This window comes from Nocardioides stalactiti, from assembly GCF_014180715.1.
GTDB lineage: Bacteria > Actinomycetota > Actinomycetes > Propionibacteriales > Nocardioidaceae > Nocardioides > Nocardioides stalactiti.
In genome coordinates this window covers 16,436-31,133 of sequence record NZ_JACEFC010000022.1, presented here as the reverse complement: position 1 = coordinate 31,133, position 14,698 = coordinate 16,436, and the positions used below count along the sequence as shown (strand labels likewise).

General features: G+C 71.9%; 15 protein-coding genes. 2 read left to right on the top strand and 13 right to left on the bottom strand.

Annotation, left to right across the window (positions count from 1 at the left end; translation table 11 throughout):
- Positions 1 to 128: 128 nt before the first annotated feature.
- Genes trmD through rpsP form a run of 4 tightly spaced genes read right to left on the bottom strand, consistent with a single transcriptional unit; the run spans position 129 to position 2,660 of the window.
- Complete coding sequence (trmD, locus tag H0487_RS24230) at positions 129 to 1,295, bottom strand: tRNA (guanosine(37)-N1)-methyltransferase TrmD (protein WP_183093459.1); 1,167 nt, start codon at positions 1,293 to 1,295, stop codon at positions 129 to 131.
- Positions 1,296 to 1,299: 4 nt separating this feature from the next.
- The gene (gene rimM / locus H0487_RS06720; RefSeq protein WP_183093458.1) at positions 1,300 to 1,869 is read right to left on the bottom strand and encodes a ribosome maturation factor RimM; all 570 of its coding nucleotides are present in this window, start codon (positions 1,867 to 1,869) and stop codon (positions 1,300 to 1,302) included.
- A gap of 4 nt (positions 1,870 to 1,873) precedes the next feature.
- Complete coding sequence (locus tag H0487_RS06715) at positions 1,874 to 2,122, bottom strand: RNA-binding protein (protein ID WP_183093457.1); 249 nt, start codon at positions 2,120 to 2,122, stop codon at positions 1,874 to 1,876.
- 4 nt (positions 2,123 to 2,126) lie between these two features.
- On the bottom strand, positions 2,127 to 2,660 hold the full coding sequence (gene rpsP / locus H0487_RS06710) for a 30S ribosomal protein S16 (protein ID WP_183093456.1): 534 nt from the start codon (positions 2,658 to 2,660) through the stop codon (positions 2,127 to 2,129).
- A 332-nt stretch (positions 2,661 to 2,992) separates the two neighbouring features.
- On the opposite strand from rpsP, the gene H0487_RS06705 reads away from it, so the two are divergent.
- Positions 2,993 to 3,250, top strand: a complete 258-nt coding sequence (locus tag H0487_RS06705; protein WP_183093455.1) for a hypothetical protein — start codon at positions 2,993 to 2,995, stop codon at positions 3,248 to 3,250.
- 4 nt (positions 3,251 to 3,254) lie between these two features.
- Here the strand turns inward: H0487_RS06705 and H0487_RS06700 are convergent, their stop codons facing one another.
- From H0487_RS06700 to ffh, 6 genes are all read right to left on the bottom strand, one after another.
- Positions 3,255 to 4,331: an amidohydrolase family protein gene (locus H0487_RS06700; RefSeq protein ID WP_183093454.1), complete on the bottom strand. Its 1,077-nt coding sequence runs from the start codon at positions 4,329 to 4,331 to the stop codon at positions 3,255 to 3,257.
- Positions 4,332 to 4,341: 10 nt separating this feature from the next.
- Positions 4,342 to 5,385 carry a serine hydrolase domain-containing protein gene (locus tag H0487_RS06695; RefSeq protein ID WP_183093453.1) on the bottom strand — a complete coding sequence of 348 codons (1,044 nt, stop codon included), beginning with the start codon at positions 5,383 to 5,385 and terminating at the stop codon, positions 4,342 to 4,344.
- A gap of 5 nt (positions 5,386 to 5,390) precedes the next feature.
- Positions 5,391 to 5,759: an NYN domain-containing protein gene (locus H0487_RS06690; protein WP_183093452.1), complete on the bottom strand. Its 369-nt coding sequence runs from the start codon at positions 5,757 to 5,759 to the stop codon at positions 5,391 to 5,393.
- A gap of 57 nt (positions 5,760 to 5,816) precedes the next feature.
- Positions 5,817 to 7,388, bottom strand: coding sequence for a proprotein convertase P-domain-containing protein (locus H0487_RS06685; protein WP_183093451.1), 1,572 nt, complete (start codon positions 7,386 to 7,388; stop codon positions 5,817 to 5,819).
- A gap of 19 nt (positions 7,389 to 7,407) precedes the next feature.
- The gene (locus tag H0487_RS06680) at positions 7,408 to 8,736 is read right to left on the bottom strand and encodes a calcium-binding protein (protein WP_183093450.1); all 1,329 of its coding nucleotides are present in this window, start codon (positions 8,734 to 8,736) and stop codon (positions 7,408 to 7,410) included.
- Between the two features lie 79 nt (positions 8,737 to 8,815).
- Positions 8,816 to 10,402 (bottom strand): signal recognition particle protein, encoded by a 1,587-nt coding sequence (gene ffh, locus H0487_RS06675; RefSeq protein WP_183093449.1) that lies wholly within the window; start codon positions 10,400 to 10,402, stop codon positions 8,816 to 8,818.
- A gap of 97 nt (positions 10,403 to 10,499) precedes the next feature.
- Here ffh and H0487_RS06670 point away from each other — a divergent pair, with 97 nt between their 5' ends.
- Positions 10,500 to 10,805, top strand: a complete 306-nt coding sequence (locus H0487_RS06670) for a hypothetical protein (protein WP_183093448.1) — start codon at positions 10,500 to 10,502, stop codon at positions 10,803 to 10,805.
- On the opposite strand, the gene H0487_RS06665 is transcribed toward H0487_RS06670, so the two are convergent.
- From H0487_RS06665 to H0487_RS06655, 3 genes are read right to left on the bottom strand one after another with little or no spacing between them, the layout of a single operon-like run.
- Complete coding sequence (locus H0487_RS06665; protein WP_183093447.1) at positions 10,762 to 13,017, bottom strand: [protein-PII] uridylyltransferase; 2,256 nt, start codon at positions 13,015 to 13,017, stop codon at positions 10,762 to 10,764. The two genes, H0487_RS06670 and H0487_RS06665, sit on opposite strands and share 44 nt — an antisense overlap.
- 10 nt (positions 13,018 to 13,027) lie before the next feature.
- On the bottom strand, positions 13,028 to 13,366 hold the full coding sequence (locus tag H0487_RS06660; protein ID WP_183093446.1) for a P-II family nitrogen regulator: 339 nt from the start codon (positions 13,364 to 13,366) through the stop codon (positions 13,028 to 13,030).
- Positions 13,363 to 14,697, bottom strand: a complete 1,335-nt coding sequence (locus tag H0487_RS06655) for an ammonium transporter (protein WP_220793150.1) — start codon at positions 14,695 to 14,697, stop codon at positions 13,363 to 13,365. Before H0487_RS06655 ends, H0487_RS06660 begins: the two co-directional genes overlap by 4 nt.
- Position 14,698: the final 1 nt, after the last annotated feature.

Below are 14,698 nucleotides of genomic sequence, written 5' to 3'. Positions count from 1 at the left end.
TACCGGAGCACCCGGTACACAGGGGGCCAACGTCGTTGCTGACCGCGTTGCGACCGATACTCACGAGCCGTCGTTTCACCTCACGACGCGACGTGTTTCGCGCGCGTTACAGGTTCGCCCAGCGTGTTTCAGGCGTGGGAACGCTGCTTCACGAGCACCACGGCCCCCGGCGGAGCCGGCAGGTCGGTCCGCAGCCGGAAGCCCGCCTTCTTGTAAATCCGCTGGTTGCGATCGCTGCCCGCTCCCGTGAACAGGGTGTACGACGTCGCCGCCGCCGGAGCGGCCGCCTGGACGTGCTCCAGGAGCGCACGGCCCAGTCCCTGGCCCTGGACGTCGGGGGCGACCATCACCCGGCCGATGTCCCAGGTGGTGCCGTCCGGCTCGAGCCGGCCCCGGACGGCCCCCACCAACCGGCCGGCGCGGCGGACGACGTAGGTGTCCCACTCCCCCAGCCACGCACGGACGTCGTCGAGCGACTCCGCGAAGGCCGGGATGGGCGCGCCGGGGTTGGCCACGGCCTCCTGGACCCAGCAGGCCCGCTGGAGCGTCATCAGCTCGCCGGCGTCGCCGGGGACGGCACGCTCGATCGGGGTGCCGTCGGCCAGCGCGGAGGGCGCCAGCAGATCGGGCCGGCGCTCCGCCGTACGGCGTCGGGCCTGCTCGTGGCGCCAGCGCGCGATCGCGCCGTGGTCGCCGGAGCGCAGCACGTCGGGGACCGAGCGGTCGTCCCACGTGGGCGGCTTGGTGAAGACGGGGTACTCCAGCAGCCCGCCCGCGGCGTGCGACTCCTCGACGAGCGAGGCCGCGTTGCCCATGAACCCCGGCAGCAGCCGGACGACGGCCTCGGTGATCGCAAGCGCCGCGACCTCACCGCCGTTGAGGACGTAGTCGCCCAGGCTGATCTCGCGGGCCTCGGCACGAGTGCGGGCATGGTCGATCACGCGCTGGTCGATGCCCTCGTAGCGCCCGCAGGCGAACACCAGCCGGGAGCGGGTCGCGAGGTCCTCGGCGACCCGCTGGTCGAAGCGCTCCCCGGAGGGCGTCGTGAAGACGATGGTGTCGCCCGGCTCGATCTCGAGCGCGTCGAACGCCGCGCCGAACGGCTCGGGCTTCATCACCATGCCGGCGCCGCCGCCGTAGGGCGTGTCGTCCACGGTGCGGTGCTTGTCGGTCGTCCACGACCGCAGGTCGTGGACGTGGAGCTCGAGGAGACCGCTCTCGACCGCCTTGCCCGGCAGCGAGAGCCGCAGCGGCGCGAGGTAGTCGGGGAAGATCGTGAGGTAGTCGAGCCGCACGGCCCTACTCCCGCTCGGCGTTGTCGGTCTCGGTGTCGTCGGGGAACGGCGCCACCAGGCCGGGCCGGTCGGCGATGACGACCCGTCCGCCGGCGACGTCGACCTCGGGCACCAGCGCGGCCACGAACGGGACCAGCGCGTCACGGCGGTCGAGCGTCCGGATCTGGAGGATGTCCTGGGCGCCGTGGACCAGGCCGGTCACCTCACCGAGGTGGGTGCCGTCGACGTCGTACGCCGCGAGACCGATCAGCTGGTGGTCGTAGAACTCCTCGGGGTCCTCCGGCACCTCGTCGGGATCGATCGTGGCCCGCAGCACGACCCCGCGCGCGGCCTCGGCGGCCGTGCGGTCCGGGATCTCCTCGAAGGCGACCAGAAGGGTCGACTGGTGCCAGCGCAGCCGCCGGACCGTCAGGGTCGGGTGGGAAAAAGCCGAACCCCGGGGCGGCTGCGCGAGCAGCCGTACCCCGGGGACGTAGCGCTTCTCCGGCTCGTCGGTGCGGACATCGACGGTGACCTCACCGCGGATGCCGTGCGGCTTCCCGATGCGACCGACGACGACCTCGAGCGACGCCAATTTCTCAGCGGCGTCCGGGTCGGTCCACGTCGACGAAGTCGATCCGGGTCCCGGTGTTGCCGGCGAGGGCCGAGATCACGGTGCGGAACGCGGAGGCCGTGCGGCCCCCACGTCCGATCACCTTGCCGAGGTCGTCGGGGTGGACCCGGACCTCGAGCACCGATCCGCGGCGCAGCTGCTTGTCGCGCACGACCACGTCGTCGGGGTGGTCGACCACTCCGCGGACGAGGTGCTCCAGCGCGTCAGCCAGCATCTGCTCAGCCCTCGTCCGTCGGCTCAGCGTCCGTGGACTCGGCCTCGGCGGCCGGGGTCTCCTCGGCGGCGGGGGCCTCCTCGGCGGGAGCCTCCTCCGCGGCGGGGGCCTCGGCGGGGGTCTCCTCGGCGGGAGCCTCCTCGACCTTCTTCTCGGCCTTCTTCTTGGTGGTCACCGCGGCGCCCTTGGGCTCGTTGGCGGCCTCCTTGAGGGCCTCGTTGAAGATCTCGAGCTTGTCGCGCTTCGGCTCCTTGACCTTCAGGGTGCCCTCGGCGCCGTCGATGCCCTTGAACTTCTGCCAGTCACCGGTGACCTTGAGGATGGCCTCGACGGCCTCGGTCGGCTGCGCGCCGACGCTCAGCCAGTACTGCGCCCGGTCGGAGGTGACGTCGATGTACGACGGGTCCTCCTTGGGGTGGTACTTGCCGATCTCCTCGATCACCTTGCCGTCGCGCTTCTTGCGCGAGTCGACGATGACGATGCGGTACTGCGGCACCCGGACCTTGCCCAGGCGCTTCAAACGGATCTTGACGGCCACGTTTGTGGTGTCTCCTCTGAGATCTTGTGGTGGGTGACACGCGCCGACAGGTGGGGAACACCGACGTTGCGGGTCGAGGGCGCTGCGCCGACCGGTAGAGAGGGTCCGCTCGACACAGAACTCAGCCGCCCAGTGTGCCAGACGGCACCGCTCCCCCACCAAATCCCGCCGATCGCCCGATCCATCGATCCGGCGAGGGTCCTGGTCCTTCGTGACTAATCCGTTGGGACCGAGAGATGGTGCCCGTGGGGTCGGCGTCGGAGAAGGATCACTTGCAACAACACCGCACCACACCACACCAACACAGACCCCCAGGAAAGGAAGCGGCCGCCATGTTCACCACTCCCACCGCACCGGTCGCCGGATCTCGGGTCGACAACCTCGTCCTCGCCACGGCGATCGTCCGTCACGCCGAGGCGCTGCTCGCCGCCGCCGGCAACAGCCCCCGTGCGCTCGCGCACATCGAGGCGGCGTTCGACGCCGCCCTCGAGATCACGCCGCTCAGCTGCGCGGCCGAGGTCCGCGCGGCCAACGAGCACCTGCTCGCCGCCGAGGCCGAGCTCGCGCGCGGCATCCGCCCCGCCGTCTGACGGTTCAGGGGTAGCGGCGCCCGCGCAGCACGACGTACGACGGCCGCGCGAGCACCCCGAGGTCGTCGACCGGGTTGCTCGGATACACGACGAAGTCGGCCGGGTCGCCCTCGTCGAGACCCGGGTTCCAGCCGAGCCACGCCCGCGCCCGCCACGACGCGGCACCGAGGACGTAGTCCGCCGGCAGGCCCATCGCCGCCATCGCGAGGACCTCCTCGTGGAACACGCCGTGGCGCGCGGTGCCGCCGCCGTCGCTGCCGACGTAGAGGTCGATCCCGGCCTCGTAGGCCGCCATCAGGACGTCGCGCCGCGACCGGTGGAGGGCGCCCATCCGGTCGGCGTAGGCCGGGAACTTGTCGCGCCCCGCGGTCACGTAGTCGGTGAACTTGTCGGTCTGGAGCACCGTCGGCACCAGGGCGGTCCCGTGGGCGACCATCCGCGTGATGTGCTGCTCCTGGAGGCCGGTGCCGTGCTCGATGCAGTCGATGCCGGCGTCGAGGAGCGGCCCCAGCGAGTCGGGACCGAAGCAGTGGGCGGTGACCCTGGCGCCGAGCGCGTGCGCCGTCCCGATCGCACCGGCGACCGCGTCGGCCGGGAACGACGGCGTGAGGTCGCCGTCCTCCCGGGAGATCCAGTCACCGACGAGCTTGACCCAGCCGTCGCCCGCGCGGGCCTGCTCGGCGACGGTGTCGACCAGGTCGTCCGGCTCGACCTCGACGCCGTACCCCTTCAGGTAGCGGCGGGTGCGGGCGACGTGCTTGCCGCACCGGATGAGGCGCGGCAGGTCCTCGCGCTCCTGCACCCAGCGGGTGTCGGCCGGCGAACCGCAGTCGCGGGTCAGCAGGACCCCGTTGTCACGGTCGGCGAGAGCGGTCCGCTCGATCTCCTCGTCGGACACCGCTCCCCCGTCCTCGAGACCGAGGTGGTTGTGGGCGTCGACGAGCCCGGGGACGATCCAGCCCGCGGCGGCGGTGTCGGCGCCCGGCTGCCGCTCGTAGGTCACCCGGCCGTCGACGACGTAGAGGTCGCGCACCTCGCCGTCGGGCAGGACCGGACCGTGGAATCGCAGCGCCGAGGACATGGATCCGAACCTACCGAGGTTCGAGGGCGTCCCACACCGCACCGCTGCGGTCGTGGGTGCCGAGCCCGCGGGTGACGAAGGCGGCCGCGTAGTCGCCGGCGAAGGACCACCAGGCGCTGCTGCCGCCGGCGCCGCCCATCCCGATGTCCTCGGCGTCGACCTGGAAGCCGAGCGTCCAGGTGACGTCGCGGTCGAGCACCCGGTCGCGTCCGGTGGCCGCGGGGCCGATGTAGGCGGCGTGCAGGTCCGGGCCGAGGAGGTCACGGACCGGACCGTCGGCCGCGAGCAGGCCGGCGTAGAAGCGGGCCAGCCCACGGGCCGACGCGTGCAGCGCGATCGCCGGGAAGCTCGTCGTCCGGAACCGCTCGGAGTTGAGGACCGCCGGGTCGAGCAGCCCGGTCGGCCGACCGAGAGCCGGACCCCACCGGGGGTCGGAGAGGTACGACGAGGGCCACGCCTCGTCGTGGGCGACCACGTCGGCGACGCGGCCCCGGTCGGCGGGCGCCACCCGCAGGTGGAGGTCCCAGCCGTGCCCGGCGGCGATCCCGGCGAACCGGTCGGCGAGGTCCTCGCCGGTCGCGCGCCGGAGGACCTCCGCGCAGAGGTGCCCATAGGTCAGGGCGTGCTCGGCGACCGCGGACCCCGGCTCGTGGTCGGGCGCCGCGTCGGCCAGGAGGCCGACGAGCACGGCCTCGTCGTCGTACGGCACGTCGGCCGCGGCCGCCGGGAAGCACGGCAGGCCGGCGGCGTGGGAGAGGACGTGCCGGACGGTGGTCGAGCCCTTGCCGTGCGCGCCGTACTCCGGCCAGAGGTCGGCGACGCGCTGGTCGAGGGCCAGCGCGCCGTCGGCCACGGCGCTCAGCACGGTCAGCGCCGCGAACGGCTTGGCGACGGAGTAGGTCATCACCAGCGTGTCGGCGTCCCACGGGACGGTGCCGTCACGGGTGCCGACATGGTGCTCGACCTCGATCTCGCCGTCGCGGACCACGCAGACCGCGGCACCCGGCTCACCTGCCTGGACGAAGGAGTCGAGGACGCCGGCGACGGGATGCATGCGGGTCAGAGGAGGTCGAGCAGCCAGGTAGGGCTGACGGTCGTTGCGCCCACCCCGGCGACCCGGGCGTCGAGGGCCCGGTCGGCGGTCACCACGGTCACCCGGTGGCCGCGCTCCGCCGCTGCCCGCGCCTCGGCGAGGATCGTGCTGTCGCCGTCCTTGGGCGCGTGGACGGTCCGGACGTGCGCGTCGCGCCCCGGTCGTACGCCGCCCTTGGCCCCGCCCTCGAGCACGAGCACCACCTGGTCCTGCGGCACGTCGGCGACCAGCAGCTGCTCGTGGAGTCGCCGCGCCGCCCCGGCCCGGTCCTTCCACCAGCCGTCCGGCCGGGCGCCGACGACGTTCGCGCCGTCGACGATGAGGACAGTGGTCATGGACCCAGTCTGCCGACTCATCGGGCCGCCACCCACGGGTGGTCCCGTTCCCGAGTGCTAGGGGACGTTGCTCACGGTGTCGCAGGTGGTGACCGTGTCGGTGCCGTCGCCCCCGTTGCAGGAGTCGACCCCGGACCCGCCGACCAGGACGTCGTCGCCCGCCCAACCGAGGAGCAGGTCGTCGCCGTTGCGGCCCGCGAGGCTGTTGTCGGACGCGTTGCCCGTGAGCCGGTCGTTGCCGCCCCCGCCCGCGAGGTTCTCGATCATCCGCAGCTGGTCGGTGCCGGTCCCCGTCCCGGTGTTCTGCGCCGCGGTCGTCCCGAGGGTGACCGCCACCGGCGCCGACGTGGCGGCATAGCTGGCGGTGTCGCTGCCGGCTCCGCCGTCGACGAGGTCGTCGCCCGGCCCGCCCTGGATGGTGTCGTCGCCGGCCAGACCGCAGACGACGTCGTCGCCGCCCAGGGCCGAGATGCTGTCGTTGCCCGGCGTGCCACGGATGACATCGGGTCCGTGGGTCGGGACCTGTCCCGTACCGAGGTCGACGGTGACGACCGCTCCCTGGCACAGCTGCGGGGGGACGGAGAGGGTGAAGGACAGCTCCGGGGGTGAGGTCAGGAAGCCGGCACCTCCGTCGGCGTCGTCGACGGCGTACAGGCGCCAGGTGCCGTTGGGGCTGGTCCCGTTGAAGACCGACAGGTTGTTGCCGTACGGCCGCGCGGGAGCCGGGGCCGGCCAGGCGTCGCGGGAGCCCACGGCGTCGCCCGGGGAGAGAGCCGGGCCGGTGCACGGGCCGTCGTCCGGGGGTGCCGGTGCCTTGTCGTCGAACGTCACGGTCTGCCCGGTGAACGGGTGGGCGCCGCACTTGTCCGACATCAGGACGATGGACTGGCCGCCGGGCCCGACGAGCAGCAGGTCGAGGTCGTCCGGATGGCCGTGGTGGAGGCCGGGGAGTCGTACGTCGAGGTCGGTGATCGCGCCGGCCCGGCCGGTGACGGTGACCGCGCGGGGGTACGGCGAGGACGTGCCCTCCGTGCCGGTGCCGCCAGGCAGCAGGACGCTGGCCGGTGCGGCGGTGATGTTGAGCGTCCACCGGCCGATCGTGGTCGGGTCCGAGGGGAAGTCGTCGCGGACGAAGAGCGACCAGACCCCGTTGGCGTTGATCCCGTTGAAGGCGTCCAAGGAGGTCGCGGTCGGGGCGGCCGGCCAGCCGTCGCTGGCGGCCCCGTTGTCCGTCGGCAGGAACGTCCCGCTCTCGCACGGACCCGCGAAGGGGAGGGTGGCGTCGGCCCTGTCGTCGAACGTCAGCGTCGCGTTCACCAGGTCGGGGACACCGCAGGCGTCCGACATCAGGACCACCCGGGCCCCGTTGGGACCCGTCAGCATGATGTCCATGTCGCCGGCCCAGCCGTGGTGGATGTTCCGGAGGGTGACGCTGACGTGGGTCGTCAGGCCGCCGACGCCTCCGACGGTGATCGGGCGGGTCGTGGTGGCGTCGTCGAGACCCTCGATCGGAGTCTCGTCGCTCCGGCTCACCGCATCGACCGGCGGAGTCGCCGCCAGCACGGAGACCGCGATCCCCAGAACGGCGACGACCAGGGCGGACGAGCGGTGACGGCGCGGGGTGGTCATGGCGTGTCCTCAGCCCTGGTCACTGGGTGTTCTCGACGTTGGTCACCGAGTCGCCGCCGTCGATGTGGGCGACGTCGGTCCCGGGTCCGCCGTTGACGGTGTCGTTGCCGCCGATGCCGTCGCTCGACGAGAGGGTGTCGGTGCCGCCGAGCCCGTTGATGACGTCAGCACCGCCGTGACTCCCCAGGTAGTTGGCGGCGTTGGTCCCGGTCACCGTGTCGTTGCCGTTGCCGGTGAACGCTCCCTCGACCGTCGTGATGCGGTCGTCCTCGAGCATCCAGCCCTGGGCGGAGGTCGGCGCACCGAGGTTGACGCTGACGTTGATCGTGCGCAGGGAGTAGCTCACGCTGTCGCACGCTCCGCTGCCGCCGATCAGGACGTCGCGGTGGTCGACCACTGCGGGCTGCTGGAAGTAGTCGCAGCCGTTGCCGCCGTCGACGGTGTCGGAACCCAGACCGTCGGTGATCGAGTCGCGTCCGTCGCCGCCGTAGAGCCGGTTGTCGCCGCTGGTCCCCACGATCTGGTCACCGCTCCTGCCGCCGCGCGCGTTCTCCACCTCGCGGACGGTGTCGCCCTCGTCGTACTCGCCGCTGTAGGGCGCGCCGTTGAGGTCGATGAAGACGGTGGCGGGCCGGTTCGCGTAGCTCACCTCGTCGGTCCCGTTGCCGCCGTAGATCACGTCGGCGGCGTGATCGACGACGGTCTCCAGCAGGAAGTCGTTGCCCTCCTGGCCGTTGACGAAGTCGGCGCCGAGGCCGCCGGTGAGCTTGTCGTGGCCGTTGCCCCCGAACAGGAGGTCCGGGCCGTCCGAGCCGACGAGGGTGTCGTTGCCGCTGCCGCCCGAGACCACCTCGATGCCCGCTATCCGGTCGGCCTCACCGGTCTCGCCGTCGTCCGCGAACGTCGTGCGGAGATTGACCTTGACGGTCGCCGTCCGGTCGTAGCCGATGCTGTCGATGTCGGGTCCGCCCTCGAAGACGTCGCGCGGGTCCTTGACCGCGTACGTCGTCAGGGTGTCGGCACCCGCGCCGAGATCGACGACGTCGGACCCCGCCCCGTCGAGCACGTGGTCGTTGCCGATGCCGCCGAGGATGCGGTCGTTGCCCGCCTCGCCGCAGATCAGGTCGTGGCCACCGCCCCCGTCGATCGTGTCGGCCACCGCGGACCCGACGATGACGTCGTTGCCGCCGGTCCCGTTGACGGTGCCCGACCCGACGATCGTCGCCGCGCTGCCGAGACAGGTCTCACCCGCCGCCCCCGCGGGTGGCGCCGGCACGACCAGCGCGACGCTCGAGAGGACACCGACCACGAGCAGTCGTCGAGGACGAAGGGAGCGAGCAGGGAGCATGCTCGGACGCTAGGCGCGCTGGGACGGCGCGACCACGTACTCCTACACACAGGCGCGACCGAGCGGCCGTCCCGTCGTCCTACTTGAGGAACTTGGAGAAGTCCTTGGGGAGGTCCAGGTTCGCCGCGGCGGCCTCGTAGTCGATGTCCTCTGCGGGGATGCCGAACGGGTTGGCGGCCTGCGCGGCGGCCCTCTCCTTGGCGGCAGCCGCCTCCTGCGCCGCCTTGGCGGGGTTGCCGGACCTGCGCTGGCCGCCCTTGGACTTCGCCTTCTGGGCCTGCTTGGCCTTGGCGCGCTTGCCGGCGCCCGGGCCACCCATGCCCGGCATGCCCGGCATGCCGGGGACGCCACCGAAGCCACCGCCGCGCGCCATCTGCATCATCATCTTGCGCGCCTCGAAGAAGCGGTCGACGAGGCCGTTGACGTCGGCCACCGTGCGGCCGGAGCCCTTGGCGATGCGGGCGCGGCGCGAGCCGTCGATGATCTTGGGGTTGTCGCGCTCCGCCGGGGTCATCGAGCGGATGATCGCCTCGACCCGGTCGATCTCGCGCTCGTCGAAGTTCTCGAGCTGCTCGCGGATCTGGCCCGCGCCCGGCAGCATCTTGAGGATCTTGGTCATCGAGCCGAGCTTCTTGATCTGCTGCATCTGCGACAGGAAGTCGTCGAGGGTGAACTCGCCGCCCTGGCCGGTCAGCTTCTGCGCGGCCTTGAGCGCCTCCTCCTGGTCGAACGCCTTCTCGGCCTGCTCGATCAGGGTCATGACGTCACCCATGTCGAGGATGCGCGAGGCCATCCGGTCGGGGTGGAAGACGTCGAAGTCGGTCATCTTCTCGCCGGAGGAGGCGAACATGACCGGGCGACCGGTGACCTGGCGGATCGAGAGCGCCGCACCACCGCGGGCGTCGCCGTCGAGCTTGGTCAGGACGACGCCGTCGTACCCGACGCCGTCGAGGAAGGCCTGCGCGGTGACGAGCGCGTCCTGACCGATCATCGCGTCGACGACGAAGAGGACCTCGTCGGGCTGGACCGCGTCGCGGATCGCTGCGGCCTGGCCCATCATCTCCGCGTCGACGCCGAGGCGGCCCGCGGTGTCGACGATGACGACGTCGTGCAGCTTGCGCTTCGCCTCCTCGATCGACGCCCGCGCGACGCCGACCGGGTCGCCGACGCCGTTGCCGGCCTCGGGCGCGTAGACGGGGACGCCGACCTTGTCACCGTTGACCTGGAGCTGCTGGACGGCGTTGGGCCGCTGGAGGTCGCAGGCGACCAGGAGCGGCGACTTGTCCTGCTCCTTGAGCCACAGTGCCAGCTTGGCCGCGAGCGTCGTCTTGCCGGCACCCTGGAGGCCGGCGAGCATGATGACCGTCGGGCCGGTCTTGGCGTAGCGCAGCCGGCGGGTCTCGCCACCGAGGATCTCGACGAGCTCGTCGTTGACGATCTTGACGACCTGCTGGGCGGGGTTCAGCGCCTGGCTGACCTCCTCGCCCCGGGCCCGCTCCTTGACCGCCGCCACGAAGTCCTTGACGACCGGCAGCGCGACGTCGGCCTCGAGCAGCGCGATCCGGATCTCACGAGCGGTCGCGTCGATGTCGGCCTCGGAGAGCCGGCCCTTGCCACGGAGGTTCTTGAAGGTGTCGGCAAGGCGGTCGGACAGGGTGGCGAACAAAGAGGATCCTCAGGGACGGACGTGCAACGGCGCGGGTTCGACCGCCAACTCTAACGGCGATCCGTGAAGCTGCCGGTCGCAGGCATAGGCTGACGGAATGACGTACGTCGTGTTCGGTGCCGCGGGGCTGCTGCTCCTGCTCCTCGTGGTGTGGTCCGGACACCGGATGCTGCGCAACCCCTCGCCGTCCTCGGGCGGCATGTCCGACGGCATGGGCAGCTTCATCGACGTCTTCGACCCGGCGCGGGCCCGCGCCGACCAGGACTTGAAGTCCAAGGACAACCAGGGCGAGGTCATCCCGCGCCCCGAGGACGACGACCTGCCGATCACCATCGACCACGTGGCGATGCGGGCCGTCATCAAGCGTCAGAACCTGCCGAAGGCTCCTCCGCGGGCGGACTGAGCCGTTCGCGCACCACCGCGAGCGCGGCCGCGACCCGCTCGTCGGGGAGCGGCGACCCGTCGGTCTCCTGCACGTAGAACACGTCCACCGCCTGCGGTCCGAGCGTCGAGATGTGCGCGGAACGGACCGAGATCCCGAGCTCGGCGAGGCCCGCCGAGACCAGGTAGACGATGCCCAGCCGGTCGGCCGTGCGGACCTCGATGACGGTCGCCTGGTCGCTCGCCTCAGGACGCACCACGACCGTCGGCGCCAGCTCGTGGCCCGCTGCGCGGGGCGCGAGGCGGGTCGCCGGGTCCACCCGCCGGGCCGCGATGCCGTCGAACATGTTGCGCAGCCGACCCGCGTCGAGGTGGTCGTCGGCGACGTCCCAGACCGAGACGCCGTACTCCCCCTGCGACCAGATGCGCGCGGCGCGCACCTGGAGCCGCTGGAGCGCGAAGGTGGCGGCGCAGTCGGCAAGGAGACCGACCCGGTCGCGGGAGACCGTGGTGACCCGGCAGCCGTCGTCGACCGTCTCGACACTGATCGCGACCGACCCGTCCCGCGCGGCCGCCGGGATCGGGATCTCGTCGTTGACGTGGGCGGCCGCGACGCTGCCGCGCTCCAGTGCGCCGCGGGTACGGCGGGAGAGGTCGCGGATCAGCCCGGCGCGCCACGAGGACCACGCCTTGCCGGAGGTGGCCTTGGCGTCGGCCTCGGTGAGGGCGGTCAGCAGCGCCAGCAGCTCGGCGCTGTCGACGTGCTCGGTGAGCAGCTCGACGGTCGCCGGGTCCTCGGGGTCGCGGGTGGTGGCGGTGGTCGCGAGCAGGAGGTGCCAGCGCACCAGCCGGGCGATCATGTCGACGGCCTCGGGCTCGAAGCCCATCCGGGTCGCGATCGCGCGTGCGATCGGCTCGCCCTCGAGGCTGTGCTCGACGGTGCCGCCCTTGCCGATGTCGTGGAGCAGCGCAGCGACGACGAGGACGTCGGGACGCGCCACGTCGCGGATCAGCGAGGCCGCCTCGACACACGTCTCGACGACGTGCCGGTCGACCGTGAAGCGATGGATGACCGAGGCGTGCGGCAGCAACCGGATCCGCTCCCACTCGGGCAGGATCCCGGCGAGCGCGCCGGTCTCCTCCAGGGTCTCCCACACGCCGAGCAGGCCGGGGCCGGCTGCGAGCAGGCGCACCATCTGCTGCCGGGCCTCGACCGGCCACGGGTCGGGCAGCGGCGGACACTCGCGCACCAGGCGGGCCGCCGTCGGCGGCGCCAGCACCACGTTGCGGCGCGCCGCTTCGGCAGCGGCGCGGAGCAGCAGCACAGGATCCGCCGCGGGCCGAGCACCCCGGTCGAGGACGACCTCGCCCTTCGAGAGCGCGACCCCTGGAGCCAGCCGCTCCAGCTCGGGGCGGCGCGGCTTGGCCGCCGGCGTGCGCCGTACGGCGTCGTCGGCCCGGCGCCAGGCGAGCCGGGACAGGTGGGTGAGCCGACGGCCGAGCTCCCGGACCTGGCGCTGGGCGCTGAGGTCGTCGGGCAGGCCCATCGCCTCGGCGAGCTGCGACCAGTGCTCGGGCGCGATCCGGTCGGTGGCCCGGCCGGTGGCGGTGTGCAGGATGTCGCGCACGTCGAGGAGGTGCTGCCGGGAGCGCTCGAGGTCGGCAGCCGGGATGTCGACGAGCCAGGTGGCCGTCAGGCTCTTGAGGACCGTCGCGTCGCGCAGCCCACCCTCGGCCTCCTTGAGGTCGGGCACCGACATGTGGGCGAGCTCGCCGATCAGCTGGTGCCGGCTGCGGACGATCGCGTGCAGCTCCGGCAGGCACTTGCGCGCGTCGCGCCGCCACTGGGCGAGCACGGCGGCCCGCACCCGCATGCTGAGGCCGGGGTCGCCGGTGACGTGCCGGACGTCGAGGAGCCCGGACGCCACCCGAACGTCCGCAGCGGCTGCGTCGAGCATCTCGCCCAGCGACCGGACGGAGTGGTCGAGCTTCTCCCCCGCGTCCCAGATCGGGTACCAGACCTTCTGAGCCAGCTCCGTCGTGCTCGCGGGGTCGACGCCGTCGTCGGCGACGAGCACCACGTCGAGGTCGGAGTACGGCGCCAGCTCACCCCTGCCGTAGCCCCCCACCGCCACGAGGGAGATCCCGGCGTCGGGCCCACCCGCGGCGTCGTACGCCCGGAGGAGGAGGTCGTCCGCCTGGTCGGTCCTGGCCGCGCGCTCTGCAGCAGTCACTGCTCCAGCGTCACAGAGCTGCAGAGTCCTTGTCGCCGGTGCGGACGCGGATGACGGTCTCGATGGGGCTGACCCAGACCTTGCCGTCACCGATCCGACCGGTCTGCGCGGTCTTGGTGATGATGCCGACGATGTCCTCGGCGTCGTCGTCGTCGACGACGATCTCGATCCGGATCTTCGGGACCAGGGCGATGTCGTACTCCGCGCCGCGGTAGACCTCGGTGTGGCCCTTCTGCCGACCGTAGCCGCTGACCTCGCTGACCGTCATGCCGGTGACACCGAACGTCTCGAGGGCCTCCCGGACGTCCTCCCACTTGTGGGGCTTGATGACCGCGGTGACGAGCTTCATGCGCTGTGTCCTTCCGGAGCGGTGGAGGTGAGGAGCGATGCGCGACGGGCGCCGCCGCCCGTGCCCAGATCGTAGGCCGACTCGCCGTGCTCGACGAAGTCGATCCCCTCTACCTCGTCCTCGGGGTCGAGTCGGAGGCCGATCGTGTACTTGATGGCGAGGCCGACGACGAGCGTCGCGACCGCCGACCAGACCATGGCGAAGAGGGCGACGACGACCTGGACGAGCAGCTGCTTGCCGTCGCCGCCGGTCAGCAGACCGAGGTCGTTGGACGCCAGGAACCCGACGCCGACGGTGCCGACGAGACCACCGACGAGGTGGACGCCGACGACGTCGAGCGAGTCGTCGTAGCCGAAGCGGTACTTGAGGCCCACGGCGAGGGCGCAGACGGCGCCGGCGACGAGGCCGAGCACGATCGCGCTCCAGGGCACGAGGTTGCCGCAGGCGGGGGTGATCGCGACCAGGCCGGCGACCACACCGGAAGCGGCGCCGAGCGAGGTGCCCTTGCCGTCACGGATCCGCTCGACCAGCAGCCAGCTCATCATTGCTGCGCAGGTCGCGAGCGTCGTGTTGAGCCAGACCAGGCCGGTCTCGGTCTCGTAGGCGTCGAGGTTGACGATCGAGCCGACGTTGAAGCCGAACCAGCCGAACCACAGCAGGCCGGCGCCGATCATGGTGAGCGTCAGGTTGTGCGGCTTCATCGGCTCCTTGCCGAAGCCGAGGCGCTTGCCGAGGAGCAGCACCAGGACGAGGCCCGCGACACCGGCATTGATGTGGACGACCGTGCCACCGGCGTAGTCGATCGGCGCGACCTCGGCGGCTCCGTCGCCGGAGAAGATCAGGTCGGCGAGCCCGCCCTCGACGCCGCTGAGGAAGCCCCCGCCCCACACCATGTGCGCGAGCGGGAAGTAGGACAGCGTCACCCAGATCGGCAGGAAAACCAGCCAGGCCGAGAACTTCAGCCGGTCGGCGACCGCGCCGCTGATGAGCGCGGCGGTGATGACCGCGAAGGTGAGCTGGAAGGCGACGAAGACGTAGTTCGCCGGATCGGTCGTCTCGAGCCCGAACTGGTGGAACGGGTTGGCGAAGAGCTTCGCGATCTCCTTGCCCGTCTCACCGTCGACGTCGGCGAAGGTGGTGCTGTAGGACATCGACCAGCCCCAGAGGGCGTAGACGATGCCGACGACGCCGAGCGCCGAGAACGACATCATCATCATGTTGAGGACCGACTTGGTCCTGCTCATGCCGCCGTAGAAGAGCGCCAGTCCGGGTGCCGTCATGAGCAGCACCATCGATGCCGAGACCAGCATCCAGGTGTAGTAGCCGTCCATG